The 17,700-nt window shown below is 40.4% G+C and carries 18 protein-coding genes and 1 tRNA gene; 9 read left to right on the top strand and 10 right to left on the bottom strand.

The genetic code is table 11. The annotated features are described in order from the left end of the window. Positions 1-235 precede the first annotated feature (235 nt). Positions 236-323, bottom strand: a tRNA-Ser gene (locus PSF27_RS01510). A 180-nt stretch (positions 324-503) separates the two neighbouring features. On the opposite strand from PSF27_RS01510, the gene tusE reads away from it, so the two are divergent. Then, complete coding sequence (gene tusE / locus PSF27_RS01505; protein WP_225817886.1) at positions 504-833, top strand: sulfurtransferase TusE; 330 nt, start codon at positions 504-506, stop codon at positions 831-833. 7 nt (positions 834-840) lie between these two features. Here the strand turns inward: tusE and PSF27_RS01500 are convergent, their stop codons facing one another. Beyond that, positions 841-1,119: an acylphosphatase gene (locus tag PSF27_RS01500; protein WP_206086682.1), complete on the bottom strand. Its 279-nt coding sequence runs from the start codon at positions 1,117-1,119 to the stop codon at positions 841-843. A 218-nt stretch (positions 1,120-1,337) separates the two neighbouring features. Here PSF27_RS01500 and hspQ point away from each other — a divergent pair, with 218 nt between their 5' ends. Further along, positions 1,338-1,658 (top strand): heat shock protein HspQ, encoded by a 321-nt coding sequence (gene hspQ / locus PSF27_RS01495; RefSeq protein ID WP_206086681.1) that lies wholly within the window; start codon positions 1,338-1,340, stop codon positions 1,656-1,658. Positions 1,659-1,733: 75 nt separating this feature from the next. On the opposite strand, the gene PSF27_RS01490 is transcribed toward hspQ, so the two are convergent. Then, a complete protein-coding gene (locus tag PSF27_RS01490; protein WP_272680744.1) occupies positions 1,734-2,147 on the bottom strand; it encodes a CoA-binding protein in 414 nt (137 codons plus the stop codon). Positions 2,148-2,260: 113 nt separating this feature from the next. Between PSF27_RS01490 and PSF27_RS01485 the strand changes: the two genes are divergently transcribed. After that, positions 2,261-2,719, top strand: coding sequence for a methylglyoxal synthase (locus tag PSF27_RS01485; RefSeq protein WP_206086679.1), 459 nt, complete (start codon positions 2,261-2,263; stop codon positions 2,717-2,719). 47 nt (positions 2,720-2,766) lie between these two features. Here PSF27_RS01485 and helD read toward each other — a convergent pair whose 3' ends face one another. Next, positions 2,767-4,821 (bottom strand): DNA helicase IV, encoded by a 2,055-nt coding sequence (gene helD, locus PSF27_RS01480; protein WP_272573498.1) that lies wholly within the window; start codon positions 4,819-4,821, stop codon positions 2,767-2,769. Between the two features lie 122 nt (positions 4,822-4,943). Here helD and yccS point away from each other — a divergent pair, with 122 nt between their 5' ends. Further along, positions 4,944-7,094, top strand: coding sequence for a YccS family putative transporter (yccS, locus tag PSF27_RS01475; RefSeq protein WP_206086677.1), 2,151 nt, complete (start codon positions 4,944-4,946; stop codon positions 7,092-7,094). A 118-nt stretch (positions 7,095-7,212) separates the two neighbouring features. Here yccS and PSF27_RS01470 read toward each other — a convergent pair whose 3' ends face one another. Then, positions 7,213-7,827, bottom strand: a complete 615-nt coding sequence (locus PSF27_RS01470) for a TfoX/Sxy family DNA transformation protein (protein ID WP_206086676.1) — start codon at positions 7,825-7,827, stop codon at positions 7,213-7,215. 233 nt (positions 7,828-8,060) lie between these two features. Here PSF27_RS01470 and sulA point away from each other — a divergent pair, with 233 nt between their 5' ends. Beyond that, entirely contained in the window at positions 8,061-8,582 is a 522-nt protein-coding gene (gene sulA / locus PSF27_RS01465) for an SOS-induced cell division inhibitor SulA (protein ID WP_206086675.1), read from the top strand. A 354-nt stretch (positions 8,583-8,936) separates the two neighbouring features. Continuing rightward, positions 8,937-9,998 (top strand): porin OmpA, encoded by a 1,062-nt coding sequence (ompA, locus tag PSF27_RS01460; RefSeq protein WP_206086674.1) that lies wholly within the window; start codon positions 8,937-8,939, stop codon positions 9,996-9,998. Between the two features lie 171 nt (positions 9,999-10,169). Here the strand turns inward: ompA and matP are convergent, their stop codons facing one another. Further along, entirely contained in the window at positions 10,170-10,640 is a 471-nt protein-coding gene (gene matP, locus PSF27_RS01455) for a macrodomain Ter protein MatP (protein ID WP_272680743.1), read from the bottom strand. Between the two features lie 173 nt (positions 10,641-10,813). Here matP and PSF27_RS01450 point away from each other — a divergent pair, with 173 nt between their 5' ends. The 3 genes from PSF27_RS01450 (at position 10,814) to fabA (ending at position 13,548) form a co-directional block, all read left to right on the top strand. Then, positions 10,814-10,990: a GhoT/OrtT family toxin gene (locus tag PSF27_RS01450; RefSeq protein WP_206086672.1), complete on the top strand. Its 177-nt coding sequence runs from the start codon at positions 10,814-10,816 to the stop codon at positions 10,988-10,990. Positions 10,991-11,196: 206 nt separating this feature from the next. Beyond that, a complete protein-coding gene (locus PSF27_RS01445) occupies positions 11,197-12,933 on the top strand; it encodes a Lon protease family protein (protein ID WP_272680742.1) in 1,737 nt (578 codons plus the stop codon). 96 nt (positions 12,934-13,029) lie between these two features. Continuing rightward, the gene (gene fabA, locus PSF27_RS01440) at positions 13,030-13,548 is read left to right on the top strand and encodes a bifunctional 3-hydroxydecanoyl-ACP dehydratase/trans-2-decenoyl-ACP isomerase (protein ID WP_206086670.1); all 519 of its coding nucleotides are present in this window, start codon (positions 13,030-13,032) and stop codon (positions 13,546-13,548) included. A gap of 129 nt (positions 13,549-13,677) precedes the next feature. Here the strand turns inward: fabA and rmf are convergent, their stop codons facing one another. The 4 genes from rmf to pqiA form a co-directional block, all read right to left on the bottom strand. Next, positions 13,678-13,848: a ribosome modulation factor gene (rmf, locus tag PSF27_RS01435; protein ID WP_004909639.1), complete on the bottom strand. Its 171-nt coding sequence runs from the start codon at positions 13,846-13,848 to the stop codon at positions 13,678-13,680. Positions 13,849-14,207: 359 nt separating this feature from the next. Then, positions 14,208-14,762 carry a membrane integrity-associated transporter subunit PqiC gene (gene pqiC / locus PSF27_RS01430; RefSeq protein WP_206086669.1) on the bottom strand — a complete coding sequence of 185 codons (555 nt, stop codon included), beginning with the start codon at positions 14,760-14,762 and terminating at the stop codon, positions 14,208-14,210. Next, positions 14,762-16,411: an intermembrane transport protein PqiB gene (gene pqiB, locus PSF27_RS01425; RefSeq protein ID WP_206086668.1), complete on the bottom strand. Its 1,650-nt coding sequence runs from the start codon at positions 16,409-16,411 to the stop codon at positions 14,762-14,764. The genes pqiC and pqiB overlap by 1 nt, the downstream gene beginning before the upstream one ends. Then, on the bottom strand, positions 16,408-17,682 hold the full coding sequence (pqiA, locus tag PSF27_RS01420; protein WP_206086667.1) for a membrane integrity-associated transporter subunit PqiA: 1,275 nt from the start codon (positions 17,680-17,682) through the stop codon (positions 16,408-16,410). Before pqiA ends, pqiB begins: the two co-directional genes overlap by 4 nt. Positions 17,683-17,700 lie beyond the last annotated feature (18 nt).

Here is a 17,700-nt window from a genome sequence, read left to right as displayed (position 1 = left end):
TTACCATCCGCCAGCGTATATGCATTTTATTTTGGCTTGGCACGCTTAATTGCCATGTCTGTTAGCTTCATAAATCACCAATATTGTATAGGAAAGTTGTAGAGGAAATTTCTAGACAAAAAACGATACAACAAATTGTAGAGATTTAGAAAGACGTTAGTAGACTTTGGTAGAGTGAGATTTCGCTGGAATGCTTGATTTACTTGGGATTGGAAGACATTACTAGAAGTGAAGATGGCGGAGGAGGAGAGATTCGAACTCTCGGATGGTTTCCCATCGGCGGTTTTCAAGACCGCTGCCTTCAGCCGCTCGGCCACCCCTCCGCAATGACGTGCACTATAAACATCCTCTTCGTGGATGTAAACCCCTAACTTGTTCGTTCGCCTTAAAAATATACGCATTTCAGTCTGTTGGGTGAAAATATCAACATTTTAATTCGTTCGCTTGGGTTATGGGCTCATTTTTGCTAAATTTGTACTCTGTTTTTTTGGGATTAATAAAGTATGTTGCTGTTTAACAATCAAGAAATTGAAACGGACTCTCAAGGTTATTTGCTCGATAGCCAACAATGGTCAGAGGAACTCATCCCTTTACTTGCGCAAGAGGAAGGCATTGAACTGACTCATGAGCACTTAGAAATCATTCGTTTTGTGCGTAACTTCTACTTAGAATTTAATACATCCCCAGCGATCCGTATGTTAGTCAAAGCCGTTTCGCAACAATTTGGGGAAGAAAAAGGCAATAGCCGCTATTTATACCGGCTCTTTCCAAAAGGGCCAGCCAAACAAGCGACTAAACTTGCTGGCTTGCCTAAGCCTGTGAAATGTATTTGATTTCTTACTAATAGCGGACATTAAAATCCGCTATTGGCGCCGTTTGCCAGCTTTCACTAAAAAAATGATCAATTTTAGCCCCTGGTGGCCCACCCGCTTTCAACCAGTCATCGACAAATTCAATATCTTGCTCTGAGCCATAAATCGCAAGTTTTACACTGCCGTCTTCACGGTTGCTCACAAAACCTTTAAGCCCATTTTGATTGGCCCAATGATAGGTCTGATAACGAAAGCCAACCCCTTGAACTCGCCCATAAATATAAAAGTAACGGCCTGATGTTGTCATGTTCGCCTCCTTTTTAGAGCATAATAGTGTGGTTCTCTTTTTTAGCTGTTGTTTTTTACCCGTTGAACAGATAATCTGCTAGTGAGGCACTGCTTTCTCAACGTTGCATATAGAGACAGTGTATTGCGTTATTGCTAATTGTCCATACGTTAACTTGAAAACGCGCAACACTGCCCACATATAGATTGAAGTACAAGCAAGGCTATTAGGAGGTCGCTATGATGATCACCAGTAAATATGGGATCGGGCAACAAGTCAGACACAAACTTCTCGGCTATTTAGGGGTCGTTGTTGATGTGGACGCTGAATATTCGCTCGAACAACCACATGATGATGATATTGCCTCAAACAGTACGCTACGCGATCTGCCTTGGTATCATGTTGTTATGGAAGATGACAATGGGGATGCTGTTCATACTTATTTGGCTGAAGCACAAATTACTTATGAATCTGCAGATGACCATCCTGAACAACCTTCGATGGATGAACTTGCAGAGTCAATAAGGTCTCAGTTGCAGGCACCGCGTCTGCGTAACTAATTTTTCTTCTCATTAATGAACGCAACCGTAAAGCAGCACTTAGCTGCTTTACTTTTTAACTGTTAAGTAAAATCATTATTTCTCAAGTCCTAAAGCTGGAATGTCTTGTTTTGGGCATCTGTCCATCACAAACTTCACTCCCGCTTCTAATGCAATTTTTTGTGCCTCTTCGCTAATCACGCCTTTTTGTAGCCACAAAACATTTGCCTTAACAGCGACGGCTTCTTGCGCGATACCGACAGCAGCTTCTGCATTACGAAATACATCCACCATATCTATTGGCTCATTTATGTCACTTAGCTTTTCATATACCAACTGGCCTAACAACGTTTGCCCTGCTAATTTTGGGCTGACAGGAATGACGTGATAGCCTTGATGTAATAGGTATTCCATGACTTCATAACTGGGTCTATTAACTTTTTCGCTCGCACCGACTAATGCTATGGTCTTCACGCTTTTTAAAATTTCAGCAATTTCTTGATCTTTCATCAAAATATCTCCCAAAACCAGTAAACTATTCACTAGCATTATGATATATCTGGTACATCTTTGCCCAATCAATTTTAACGATATTTAAAGTCCATCTGACTTAAGGGAAAACCATGGAATCAACAACCCGTATTATAGGTGCCTCAAAAAATATTGCTTTAGTTGCCCATGACCACTGTAAGTCGTCTTTGCTGTCTTGGTCTACGAAAAATACACAGCGCCTGCAAGCTCATAAACTGTATGCGACGGGAACAACAGGTAATTTGATTAACCAGCACACAGGCTTGCCAGTCACGAGTATGCTAAGTGGCCCAATGGGGGGAGACCAACAAATTGGTGCCATGATTGCAGAACAAAAAATCGACCTTTTGATTTTCTTTTGGGATCCACTCAATGCTGTACCCCATGACCCTGATGTCAAAGCCTTACTGCGCTTAGCAACCGTGTGGAACATTCCTGTTGCCACTAATCCTGCAACCGCAGATTTTCTCATCACCTCACCATTTTTTGATGAGGCAATCGATATTGTCATCCCTGATTATCAAAGTTACCTAACCAAACGCACAGGCTAATACATCGATTGCCCTGTGCCAAACACTTTCAACACAGGGCAATATCATTACGGTTTTTTCTGTCTTGGTACACCTAATTGCCTGAGCTCCTCAACAAACTCCGATGGGTTTTCAGGGTTATAGAGTAGCCAAACTTGCTGTTTTGCACGTGTTATTGCAACATACAGTAAGCGCCGTTCTTCTGCATTTTCAAATGATTCAGGTTGTGGCAATAATGCTTCTTCAATAATTGACTCTCTTGCTGGTGCAGGAAACCCATCTTTTCCACCATTGAGCCCACAAATTATAACATGATCAGCTTGTTGCCCTTTTGATGCATGGATCGTCATAAATTGGATATTCAACTTCGGCCAACGTGTTTGCGCTTTATTTAGGATCTCTGGTTTTAAATAATGATAACGCGCTAAAACCAATATGATTTCATCATCAAGCACATACCCGCTCATTTTATCTAACAAGCGCTCTAACGCCTCTTCATACAAAAGGACGACAGATTTTTTATTACCTTTAACCAAGCTGTTCAAAGGCTTATCTAGCTGGATAGGATTCTGTAAAATAAACTGGTTAGCAATGTCACCAATACGCTCATTAAACCGATAAGTGGTGTTCAGAGCACAAAGCTCCCCTTCACCAAAGTTATGTTCAAAAGATGTTGTCAAATCCAGCTCAGCACCACTAAAGCGATAGATAGCTTGCCAATCATCACCTACTGCAAACAAGGTTGTTTGCTTATTTTGTTGGCGTAACGCTTGCAAAAGCTTAGCCCTTAACGGTGAAATATCTTGAAATTCATCGACTAAAATATGTTTCCATGGACTAATAAATCGCCCTTTTTCGAGGATATTAACCGCTTGATGGATCAGCCCAGAAAAATCAACCGCCCCCTCTTCTTTTAGCGCGTTCTTCCATGCTTTGAGTAACGGAGCCATCAATTTAATACGCTTATGAAATAACTCTCGTATCCCTTCAGGGGCATTATCCACCATCTCTTTTTGGCTACCCCCATGCATTCGCATCAAACTTAGCCAGCGTTCTAAACGTGCAACGACTCTCTGGGTTATCTTTTCGTTTTGCCAGAACTCGCCATCTGGAATATCCCACATCAGCTCTTCACTCAGCCACTCTCGCCAACCTTTAGCTTGTGCTTTTTTACTTGAACACTGCTCGCGCCACTCTTTTAAGAGTAACGCTTGGCGTTTTTTAGTGTTGCTTTCTAGTTCACTGACTACAGGGGATTTTTTACTGCCTTCTCGAATAATATGGAGAGCTAAAGCATGAAAAGTTTTTGCTTGAATCTCATCTTGTTGCAAACGTAATTGAATACGCTCATTCATTTCATCTGCGGCTTTACGACCAAACGCTAACAGTAAAATTTGCTCTGGCTTTGCTAATCCCCGTAGAACTAACCAGCCCGCACGAGCCACTAATACAGACGTTTTGCCGCTTCCAGCCCCCGCAAGCACAAGTACGTTATCTTCACCATTGATAACGGATAAAGACTGAGAATGATTGAGCGGTGATGATTCCACTTGCTGAAAGAAATCGTGGTAACGAGTCAAAACAGATTCACACCATTTCTCATTGATTTGCTTACGACACTGTTGGCTATGATTCAGCCACTGTAGGCATAATTGGTACTGTACTGAACAATTTTCGAACTGCGAAATTCGGGCAAGGGGTAATGGCAGCGACGAAAACTGCTGTTTAATATTATCTTTAATCACCGTTAATTGGCGTAAACTCAACCATGCATCTTGCTGTGATATTTGCTCAATTTTATTGTTCAACTGAGTGAGAACCTCTGCACTCACTTGGCTCATCTCTCCACTCCATTGCTGCCATTTTTCATTTAAATAATGAAAAAAGCGCTGAGTTTGTTTCCATTCAGTGCCATGCAAACGAATGACTTGCTCGTTTACAATTTCAAACTCTAACTCCCCCCAGACAATACCCCGCTTACAACGAAGATCGATAAGTTCATTAAAAGGGATAAGATATTGGTGATTTTCACCGCTAACTTCAATACCTGCGTTGAGTAAGCGAACCCGATTGTAGGGATGCTGAGCCAGACGCTGTCCAATCTGTGTTGATTTCAGTTCCATACGTCCTGCACCTAAGAATATCAATGACTAAAATACGTTGGCTTGATTCCAAACGGTTTTTTATTCCGAGTAAACACGCTATCCTATAAGGAATAGGGATTTTCTTACCTTTGAGGTACTTTGTGCTAACGCTGCTTACCAGTTATCGTCGTGTGCTCTATAACAGCCATATTCTATATTATATCCGAATCTTTATAGCCCTGACAGGCGCAACCTTATTACCATGGCTCTTAGGTCAAGAGCCAAAAATCACCATTCCGCTTACATTAGGTGTCGTTGCTGCTGCATTAACTGACTTAGATGATAGGCTAACTGGCAGAATAAAAAATTTAATTATTACTCTTTTTTGTTTTTTTATTGCCTCAGTTTCTATTGAACTTTTATTTCCTTATCCTCTATTTTTCTTTTTTGGATTAGCATTTTCCACCTGCGGATTTATTTTATTGGGTGCATTAGGGCAACGTTATGCCACCATTGCGTTCGGTGCATTATTAATTGCAATCTACACCATGTTAGGCGTCCCAATTTTCGATACATGGTACCAACAGCCAGCCCTTCTTCTAATAGGGGCAATCTGGTATAACCTTTTAACCTTAATCGGCCATATTTTATTTCCAGTGCGGCCATTGCAAGATGCCATTACGCAGTGTTACCAACAGTTATCAGCTTATTTAGATGCTAAAGCTAGCTTATTTGACCCCGACCTTGAAGATGATTATCAGCAATCTGTTTATGATTTAGCGCTAGTTAACAGCAGCTTAGTTAATACCATGAACCAAACAAAAAGCGCATTACTTAGCCGCTTAAAAGGCGACCGAGGGCAAAAAGGGACGCGCAATACTCTGCATTATTATTTTGTTGCTCAAGATATTCATGAGCGAGCCAGCTCATCCCATATTCAATATCAACAGCTTAGCCGTACACTTCGCCATCATGATATTTTATTCCGTTTTCAACGTTTATTAACTATGCAAGCCCGCGCTTGCCAACAAGTTGCTCAATCTGTGTTATGGCGTAAACCATACCAACACAATCCACGCTTCGAACGTACATTTGCTTACCTTGAAAATTCCTTGCAACTCCTCAAGGAACAATCCCCTACGCTCCATGAAATCAAGGCATTACATAATTTATTGAAAAACTTGAAAGGTATCGATGTTCAACTGAAAGGGCTGAGCCTTGAACAAAGCTCATGGCAACAAAATAATAAGCAAATTGAGCAATTATCTGATGAATCGCTCTCAGGTTTTAGCGATATTATTTCACGCATTAATCACCATTTAACGCCAAAATCCTCTTTATTTCGCCATGCGGTGCGAATGTCAATTTTACTTTGTACAGGTTATGCAATTATTCAATTGTTTGATATGGAAAGGGGCTATTGGATTTTACTCACCAGTTTATTTGTCTGCCAACCTAACTACAACGCCACTAAACGACGTTTAGCACTACGTATCATCGGCACGATTGTGGGTATTATTATCGGCTTACCGCTCCTTAATTTAATCCCTTCAATAGAAGGGCAGCTTACTCTCATCGTGATTTCAGGGTTGTTGTTCTTCATGTTCCGAAGCAGCCAATATGCCCAAGCCACGCTGTTTATTACTTTGTTGGTTTTATTCTGTTTTAACCTACTCGGTGAGGGCTTCGATGTCGCACTCCCTCGAATCATCGATACCTTAATTGGCTGCTTTATCGCATTACTTGCGGTGAGTTTTATTTGGCCTGATTGGAAATTTCGCCAACTGCCTCAGGTTGTACAAAAAACCATGGATAGCAATTGCCGCTATTTAGATGCGATTTTATTACAATACTACCAAGGAAAAGACAACGGCTTAGAATATCGAGTAGCACGGCGTGAGGCACATAATAATGATGCCGAATTTGCTTCTATTGTCTCCAATATGGCATCAGACCCTAAATCTTATCGAATAACCCAAGAGCAGGCATTTCGTTTATTATGCTTGAATCATACTTTACTAAGTTATATTTCCGCCCTTGGCGCTCACCGAGAGAAAATACAAAATGAAGAGAATTTAACCTTATTAAATGATGCCATTTGTTATGTCGAATCTTCTCTACAAATTACCACGCTAGATCCATATATCGTTGATGAAAAATCAGAAAAGTTGCGTGATAGCCTCTTACACCGTATTGACAATATTTCATCGAGTGATGATGAAAAAACATTGTTAATCATGGAGCAAATAAAGCTTTTACTTGAGCTTATTCCTGAAATAAAACAAATGATCCAGCAAATCAGTTCATCATAAATATTACCGATGAGCGGGTATTAGAATATAAAACAAGCTCTTAATACCCGCTTGATTTTCTGTTTTATGCAGTGCTGTCAATTAAACGGCTTAATTAAGCACCTTTACGATGACGCTATCACATTGTCGTTAATTCAAAACTATTATACCAGGCAATTAGCTCTTGCTTAATTGTCTTCGGTAATACTGCGCTGTGGCACCCTTCAATCGCGGCGGCTAAACCAATCAACAACTTAATACTTGGCTTATGCCTTCCATGTTGTTTTAACTTCATAAAACAGGCTTTCGCACCCACCATGCGTAAATCGTCAGCATGCAAGATCCCTATCTTCCCCAAAGCCCTTTCAACAGACATATTCATATTCGGTAAATCTTTTATTCTACGCGTTGTAACCTGCTTTTGTTGCAGTTCCTCAACAGCAGAATGGTAAGCAATTTCAATAAGTTGTAGAAGACGCTTTTCGTCACACCACATTTGCTCTGATAGCTGGTAATAACGCATTTCCAATGGGATACCTTTTTTAGTATAGACTAGCCTATCAAGCCCCGAGGCCTCAAAGTGGCTTCTCGCTAACAAACACCCTCTGAGATAAAAATGCCCATCCAGTAATAATCCCACAATCGCATCATCGACTAATAAACAGTATCCGCCAAAGTGGTTTTTGCGTTTAAGCTCACCCAACTGGTTTAATAAACGGTACAAATAAAAAATTTTTTCTTCTGATAACAACATTTACCTTAACTCCTTTTTGGGCCTGGTTAACTTTCATCCTTGAGAAAATTAATTTTATTATTTCTTTCATTACAAGCAATTACGCATAACCAATTCTGAGAGTTTCAATAAAAAATGCCAAGTAGAATGCATAGAAAAACACCAAAGTTGCGAAGCGCTTTGAAAAAATAGTCTTGATATTGGATGGATATACAGTTACTGTATGTTCATACAGCATTGTTGCGAGGTGAATTATGAGCATCTATTCTTGGAATAACACAACAGAACATTCTCTTAATAATTACACACAATCTTTCCAAACTGCGGAGCCAACCAATGGCTCAATGCAGCAAGGTATGGTGAGTGAACTTGTCTACGATGAAAAACATCCTATAATGGATTTCATCTTGTTGCCTATGCTGCGTCAGTTTGGTGTTCAATCACGTTGGTTACTGTGGTTAAGCCCAAACAAAAAACTTAGTAAACACTGGTTAGAACAAGCGGGTATTCCTACACATAAGGTTATGCAGTTAAATCATATGGCACCAATAACCACCATTGATGCAATGGAAAAAGCATTAAAGAGTGGTAATTACAGTGTTGTTTTAGGATGGCTACCTGAATTAAATGAACAAGATTTTGTTCGCTTACAAGATGCAGCACAAGAAGGTCATTCTATCGGCTTTATTATGCGCCCACAAAAAACATATAATATGGTGAGTATGCAATCAGGACAGCTAAACAACCTAAAAATTCATTCAACTCACTATCACTAACCAAGATTAAGAATTTTCTTACTAAATTTAACCTTTAGAAATATTTATCCCTAAAGTGAAATGAAAAGCATTGAAGATCAATCAGATAGATAAAAAACAATCATAATACGAAATATACATATCTCTCTGATTTATACACTAAAAAAATACTTTTTTTAACGTTTATTGCTCACTCTACTTGTATCTTTCTAAGTTCGTTGTAGACTTTAGCTTGTTAAGCTTACGGCATTATTTTTTACTTTTATTAATTTTTTGTAGATAATGTCTGCGAAACCTAGCAAGTAAATTGAACCAATGGCGAATAATAAGGCTCATTGAGGCCATGCCAATATTGGATGATAACGAGGCGTAAAAATGAAAAAAACAGCTATCGCAGTAGCAGTGGCAGTAGCCGCTTTTGCAACAGTTGCTCAAGCAGCTCCAAAAGATAACACTTGGTATACAGGTGCTAAATTAGGTTGGTCTCATTACGAAGACACTAAATTCACTCCTAACGGTGGCCCATCAGTAGGTAGTTCTACTGAGCGTGACACTTTAGGTGCAGGTGCATTTGCTGGTTACCAATACAACCAGTACATGGGCTTCGAATTAGGTTACGACTGGTTTGGTAAAATGAAATACAAAGGCGCTGACAAAGGCGACTTAACCTCTATGGGTGTTTCATTAACCACTAAATTAAGCTATCCAATCATGGATGACTTAGACGTTTATACTCGTCTGGGTGGTATGGTTTACCGTACAGAAGCTAAAGCTAACCAACGTAACTACAAAGAAACTGATACTGGCGTTGCGCCTGTATACGCATTGGGTCTTGAGTACGCAATCACTCCAGAGTGGGCTACTCGTTTAGACTACCAATGGGTTAGCAACTTAGGTGATAAAGACAATATCGGTACTCGTCCAGACAACGGCATGCTGAGTGTTGGTGTTGCTTACCGCTTTGGTCAAGAAGAAGCTCCAGTAGTTGCTCCAGCTCCAGTTGTTGAGCCAGCAGCTCCAGTTGTTGAAAACAAACGTTTCACACTGCGTTCAGACGTTCTGTTTAACTTCAACAAAGCTTCTCTGAAACCAGAAGGTCAGCAAGCTCTGAACGAACTGTACAACGAACTGAGCAGCATCGACCCAACTCAAGGTCGTGTACTGGTTGTTGGCTTCACAGACCGTATCGGTTCACAAAACTACAACCTGCCACTGTCACAAAAACGTGCTCAGTCAGTTGTTGATTACTTAGTATCTAAAGGCGTTCCAGCATCTGCAATCGCAGCTGAAGGTCGCGGTAAAGAAGATCCAGTAACTGGCAACAAATGTGACGCTGTTAAAGGCCGTGCTGCTCTGATCGAGTGCTTAGCGCCAGACCGTCGCGTTGAAATCGAAATTCAAGGTACAACTGAAGTTGTTACTCAACCAGGCGCTTAATTCTTAGCCCTCGTTTGAATTTTGAACTAAATACAAAACCCCAATTGCGATTGGGGTTTTTTTTGACTTAAAACTATGGAGGCTTTAGATTATTCAAAATCTATTTTAATAGCAGCTAATCCAACTTTTTACTAATCCAGTCAAGATACCTAACGATCATCCATCAATGCATTATTCATCACCACGATTTTTTGTAGTGCCTAGTATTGCTTGGAGATCCTGTTTCAATGTACTCATCTGATTTTCATATCTATCTTTATGTTCTGCATCTTCGATCAACTGGATGATCGTTTCTGACAATGTTTTATTCCGTTTTACCGCTAAATTAGATAAACGTTGCCAAACTGAAAAATTCAAATCTATTGATTTTTTTCGTGTATGCGGGTGCTCTGCATTAAAATATCGTTTACGCCTAGCTCGAATGCTTTGCTTCATCCGGTTATCAAGATCAGGATTCATATGCAGTGAAATCCATTTAAGCACTTCGCTAGGTCTATTTTCCGTTTTTAACAGCAATTCTATCGCTTCTTTTTCTGCGCTTCGTTCGATGTAACGGGTAATCGCTTCGCCAGCACGTGCTTTATTCACGAGGTACTCCCATTTCCAGCCACATTCAAGATTTTCAAGCTGCTGATATTTCATAATTTTTCCTGAAGAAAACCGAACCTATCTTTATATTAGCAATATTATAAACAAAATGCTCAAGCAGAAATTCGATTTAGTTAAATATTCATTTTTTCAGCAAAGAAAATAACCGTTCCTTGTCTAAATAGTGTAGAATCCGCATCCACCTGTTAACAATTTTATCATCATGCATGTCAACTTTTGAAAACATACTCGTCATCTATGGGGTTGGCGGCCTATGTGCAATGTTATTCACCCTATTTATCACGAAAGATCCAAGCTGTATTATGCGTCTACTTAGTGCTCTATTAATTGGCTTCACTTGGCCAATGACACTCCCTGTTGTGCTCATGTTTTCGTTATTCTAATCGATATTTCAACAATTATTGCTGCAAGATTGCCTATCAAAGGCTAATATAACAGTCTTGCCCACTGGGTAATTTACTGGCTTGAAAATCGTTTATAAAACAAACAATACGAATGGTCAATTGACCGAATAAACACAATCAAGTACATGCGCCCAGCTAACTGGCAGGCATTTTATTTATAACCCTATTAATAGCAGATAATCATAGTGATCAGTCAAGAACTAACATGGCAAGGCCTAATTCCTAATTTATCGTCATTTCAGACACATTTAGTCTCTTCAGAATCTCTGAATCCCGCAACATTTTCCGATATTCAACCTCGGCTATTTGATGGAATGCAGCGTTTCGTTAAGGAATTAGCGCATACCCGCTTTATGTTTATCAAATCTGATGAAAGTGAGGAGTATCTTTGCACTTATGCAAATGCAATTAACTCATTACTAGAAAACACATCAGTCATTGATGGGGATTATCAATTATCTGAAGATAAACATTCTTTCCAGTGGAAAGACGGCATTAAAAGCCGTTTTTCAACTCAGCAACCTATCGCTTATCGGCATTGGGTAGAACCAGAGCAATTATTGGGTTATGTTACTCCATCATTGCAACTCGTCCCGGGCCTAGTTCATCAAGTTAATGGTGGCGTGCTTGTAATAGCAGCAAACGCATTAATTAGCCAACCACTTATGTGGAACCGTCTAAAAAACATGGTTAACCGACGCCAATTAGAATGGTTGCCCTACTCTGAAAATCAACCATTACCTATTGCTATAGAGCCTCATCCCCTTGAGCTCAACGTCGTGGTTGTTGGGGATAGGCTCGCATTAGAAGAACTTGAATATAGTGCACCAGAAATCTTCGATAGCGCTATTTATGGGGAATATGAACCTATCATGTTCTTCGAAGATGAAGAACAATTGTCCCTGTGGATGAGTTATATCAAATCCATTATAGAAACAAATTCATTACCTAATATAGTCGCTGATGGGTGGGTTCCTTTTATTCAGCAAGCGACGCGTTATTGTGAAGATAAATTCAATCTACCACTAGATACCCCTTGGTTAACACGCAGCTTGATAGATGCATCCCATTACTCAATCAATGGGCAGCTTACGCAAGAATCCTTTACCAAAGCAATTGAAAACCGCTTATGGCGACACAGTTTTCTGGCTGAGCGTACGCAAGATGATATTTTACAAGAACAAATATTCGTCAAAACAGAAGGCGAAGTTATTGGCCAAATCAATGGATTATCTGTCTTGCAATATCCTGGACATCCAGAAGCGATTGGCGAGCCATCTCGGATTACCTGTGTTGCTCACCTTGGTGATGGTGAATTCACGGATGTTGAGCGCAAAGCAGAGCTTGGCGGTAATATTCATGCTAAAGGCATGATGATCATGCAAGCTTACTTAAACTATGAACTGAAACTGGAACAACCACAGCCATTTTCAGCATCAATTGTTTTTGAACAGTCATATGGTGAGGTTGATGGTGATAGTGCCTCTCTCGCTGAACTATGCGCGTTAATAAGCGCCTTAGCATTACAGCCTATTGACCAGCAAATTGCGGTGACAGGTGCTGTTGACCAGTTTGGTTATGTCCAACCAATCGGTGGAGTCAACGAGAAAATTGAAGGTTTCTTCGATATCTGCGAAAAACGCGGCTTAACAGGCGAGCAAGGTGTGATTATTCCCATGGCTAACGTGCGCCATTTATGCACCAAAGCAGAAGTAGTTGAAGCTGTAAAAGCGGGTCAATTCCATATTTGGCCTGTCGAACATGTTGCTCAAGCGATTACATTATTAACGAAACAACCTTACTTTGAACAGCAAGTGGAAGGAGATAACGTACACTTGTTAGCTTTAATTCAAGAACGTATTAACCAAGCCAATTCCCCTGATAAAGCCAGACTTCCTTGGTTCTTGAAGTGGATGAGTTAAGTAAAGATTGCGTAAAAAATAGCAGATCGGAGTTGTTCAGCGTACAAGTGTAAGCTATCCTGTACCCCTACACATAATAAAGGCTATCTGAAGAACATGGTTGATAAACGCGAGTCCTACACAAAAGATGATTTAATTGCTTCTGGAAAAGGCGAGTTATTTGGGGAAAATGGCCCTCCACTGCCATCAGGAAATATGTTGATGATGGATCGCATCGTCAAAATGACCGAAGATGGTGGCACCTTTGATAAAGGCTATGTCGAAGCTGAGCTTGATATTAATCCTGAACTTTGGTTTTTTGGCTGTCATTTTACTAATGACCCTGTTATGCCTGGTTGTTTAGGTCTTGATGCTATGTGGCAGTTAGTTGGTTTTTACCTCGGCTGGCTAGGCGGCGAAGGTAAAGGCCGTGCTTTAGGTGTGGGTGAAGTTAAATTCACTGGCCAAGTTCTGCCAACAGCGAAAAAAGTCACTTACCGTATCAGTTTCAAACGCGTGATTAACCGCAAGCTGATCATGGGCTTAGCTGATGGTGAAGTATTCGTTGATGGTAAATTAATTTATACCGCAACAGACTTAAAAGTCGGTCTATTCAAAGATACCAGCGCTTTCTAAGTCACTGAAATGCAAACCTCCGCAATTGCGGAGGTTCTTAAATTGAGTGATACCTTTAATTTAAAAACCCACAAATAATTCCAAAAGACAGGCAGGTTATTTAACCTAAAGGTTCAGATAATAGTGGGGTTAAACAACGGCTACGGTTCGATCCTCCATCGCTTTACGCCAACCACCTAACCAGTGCGAACGAGCATCTACAGCCTGATATGGACACAATTCTTTAGAGCGCCCTGCTAAACCAGCTTGATAACCTCTTGATAAAGCTCTTTCTAAACGGTCTCGCTTCTGTCTTTTCATGCCTTACTTCCCTCATCATTTAAATGGAAAAGAAAACAGCACCTACTATTTCTTAATAGGTACTCTATAGAAATAGCGCCCACCGAACAGAAAATCAAGTAAAGATTTTCATATATTTGTCATAATTGGCATAAATGTGACTTGTATAGCCCATTTATAACAACCATTTGAATCTATTGAAATTTATAAATATCTCTTTAATAATCATCATTTTAGAATAACTAAAAACGACTATTTTTAAACCTACCCTAAAAGCGTGTTTAAACAGAATTTCTAATGACAAAAAAATGCACCTCAGGTAATAGTAATCATTACGTATACCTAAAGTGCACTTAGAAAACGAATTAAAAGATGATTAATTAGTGTTTATTAATTTCATCAGCAATCCCTTTGGCAACTTGCTGCCAACCTGCTGCCAACGTACGGACTAATTCAGGATAACCATCTTCCTGCTGATCCAGTTGGACATCAAAATTACGACGGATCACATTTTTATCCTTTGAGTATGTCCAGAAGCCTTGAATGAGCACCTTACCATCATAACGACCATTAAAAGCCGTGAGTGTAATATCTAAGGTATCTGGTGAGTTTTGTAGTGGCTGCAACGAAACTAGCTTTTCAGGTAACGCTGCAGACAATTCACTCACCATTGACTGCCCTAGTTGCTGCTCTAATGGGCTTGCCCATAAGTGTGTACTTGCATTGGTGTAGCTTACATCTGTCGTTTGATAAGTGATGCCGTTCGACGTCAATACATCCGATAACATAATGCGCTGCAACCATACTTGGCCTTTATTCATCACCGCCACAGATTGCGTTTCAGAAGCGTGTATTGGCAACTGGTAATACATTTTTTCTGGTGTACTACTGCACCCTGCCAACAACAAAACAAATATCGATATCAGATATCTCATTATTTTTTAACTCCTTTCGGCTGTACATCCTTAGTTGGTTCGGCTTCAAAGACTAATGCATTACTCTTATTGTTTAACGTTCTTAACAGTGGCTGAACTTCTCTCAAGACCTGGTCTAAACGCTGCATATTATCCACCATCTTATTATAAGCAGGTGAGCCTGGTTGGAAGCCTTGCATTGCACGGTTCATTTCTTGCAACGTTTTTTGTAAATCATGTGGTAAATTTTGGAACTCTTTACTTGCCATTACTTTATTCAGCTCAACTAACATTGCGTTGGCTTCTTTTACCACTTTTTGCCCTTCTGCTAACGTTTGTGTGGTTTGGTTCAACATAGGCTCAATTGGCATATTGTTGATTTTATCCAGCACTGCAATCACTTTTTGCTGAATCTGCGCTAAACCACCACTGGTCGTTGGAATGATTTTATACCCAGCAACCACCGTTGGGCCTTTATATGGCTCAGCATTAGGGACAAAGTCTAAATCAACAAATAGTGCACCTGTCAGTAAATTACCCGATTTTAATGATGCTCTTAACCCATCTTTCATTGCTAATTTTAATTCATTTTTTAAATTAAAATTCGCGCCTACATCTTTAGAAAAACGCTCTGGTTCGATATGAATAAGGACAGGAATTCTAAAGTCATTATCCAGTGATTGGTCTAAACCCGCGGTATAGAACGGAACCTGTGCAACAGTCCCTAAACGAATACCCCGGAATTCAACAGGTGCCCCAGGCTGCAGTCCACGTACAGAATCAGAGAAAAAGAGAACAAAGTCTTGGTACTGGGTATACAGTGAATTTTGAATACTGCTTTGGTTATCAAACAGTTCAAACTCTGTATTTTCCTTAACACTGGCTCCAGGAACCCATCCCGCAGGGACATCAAAACTTACACCGCCGGTTAATAAAGTGGCAATTGACCCCATTTCGACATGTACACCTTGAGATGACATATCAAAGGCAATGCCACTGTCTTTCCAGAAACGCACGTTTGAACTGATAAGTTTGTCATAAGGCGCATTAATAAACAGTTGATAACGCATATCGCGCTTATCCATATCAAAGTTACTGGTTTCGACAGAGCCTACGCGGTAACCACGGAATAAGACAGGGTCACCTGGATTGAGCTGCCCCGCTTTATCACTGGCTAAAATAACGCGGATACCTTTAGCATCAGGAGATGCTAAAGGTGGTGTATCTAACAAGGTGAATTCAAAGTGTTCTTTTGCTGCAAGACCAGGCTGAAGCTCAATATAAGCTCCTGAAAGTAACGTTCCTAGGCCTGTAACACCATCGCGACCAATTGCAGGTTTAACAATCCAAAATGCCGAGTCAGTACGAAGTAACTCTTTCATTTCATTATTTAAACGCGCTTTAATGATGACACGACTAAAATTGTCATCTAGCGTCACGCTTTCCACAACACCGATATCGACACTGCGGCTTTTAATTTTGGTCTTACCAGCTTCGATTCCTTCCGCATTGTAAGTGATCAATGTCACTTCTGGGCCTTGGTTACTAAAGTGATAAAATAAGATCCAGGCCCCAAGTAAAACTGTGACAATTGGGATCACCCATACAGGTGACCAACTTTTTAGCTTACTGACTTTGGCATTAGCCTGTGGTGTTTCTTGTGAGGTCACCCTATGGCTCCTTCTTGTTCAGCAGTATTCACTGCATTTTTCGCATCACAACGATCCCAAGTCAATCGAGGGTCAAATGTCATCGCCGCAAACATCGTTAAAATCACGACAACACCAAAGAAAATAATCCCCATCGCAGGAACGATGCTCATTAACTGCCCCATTTGGACTAAAGAGGCCAAAATCGTAATCACAAATACGTCAATCATTGACCAGCGACCAACATATTCCACCAGCTCATAAATAAAATGCATACGATGAGGATCACGGTTGCCATACCCTTTTGAATCAAGGCACAACCAAGCAATCCCAATCATTTTCAGCGTAGGAACCATAATACTGGCGACAAAGATAACCATAGCAACGGGGTATGAACCATCCCCCCACAGCAAAATAACCCCATCAATAATTGTGGAGTTTAAGTCACTGCCTAATGTGTTTGTCGTCATCATCGGCAGCACATTTGCAGGAATATATAACATAATGGACGTCACAAGCAGCGCCAATGTCCATTGTAAACTTTGATGCTTACGAACACTGCCATAGGAATGGCAACGTGAGCATTTAGACTGTTCCGCAGGTAAAATCGCAGTGCAAACCAAGCACAAGCGTATATTTTGGCTTATACCTGTTTGACCCACTTTCAATGGATGTATGAGCTTTGGTGCAGCTTCAATACGATTCCACAACCAATGCCTATCCAGGCATTGGAATGCTCTCACCTGTAACATGCAATATATACAGTAAGGCAAAAAACTTAGCCCAATACCAATATCACCGTAGGCAATCAATTTGACGAAACTGACTAAAACACCCGCTAAGAAAATCTCCGCCATGCACCATGCTTTCATTTGGAATAAAATCCGCGTGATCACTACTTTAATCCCTTTAGGAATATGAACTTGTAGCCCTAAAAGGATAATGGTGACCATACAAAAAGCAGGTATGACTAAAGAGAAAAACAAGAAAAATAGCGCCAGACCGCTATAACGCGTCGTGGCGATAATTTCAATGATTTGAAAAAGCGAAATTTCATTTTCAATACCCGCTGCGCTCATTTTTACAAAGGGAAACATGCACGCAATGAATAACATAATCAACGCACTAAACGCATAGGCAGCGGGCTGCTTATACGGATATCGCCACTTTGAAACTAATGTCGTCTCACAGCGTGGACAGGTTGCTTTACTGCCTTGTTCCAATTCAGGAACCGCAACCAACATATCGCACTGAGGACAAAGTACATGTTCATGAGACTCATGGGTACACAAAGAATATTCGCTCCTCTA

Origin of the sequence: Providencia sp. PROV129 (assembly GCF_028482245.1) — a bacterium.
GTDB lineage: Bacteria > Pseudomonadota > Gammaproteobacteria > Enterobacterales > Enterobacteriaceae > Providencia > Providencia vermicola.
This window is presented reverse-complemented; position numbering and strand designations above follow the sequence as displayed.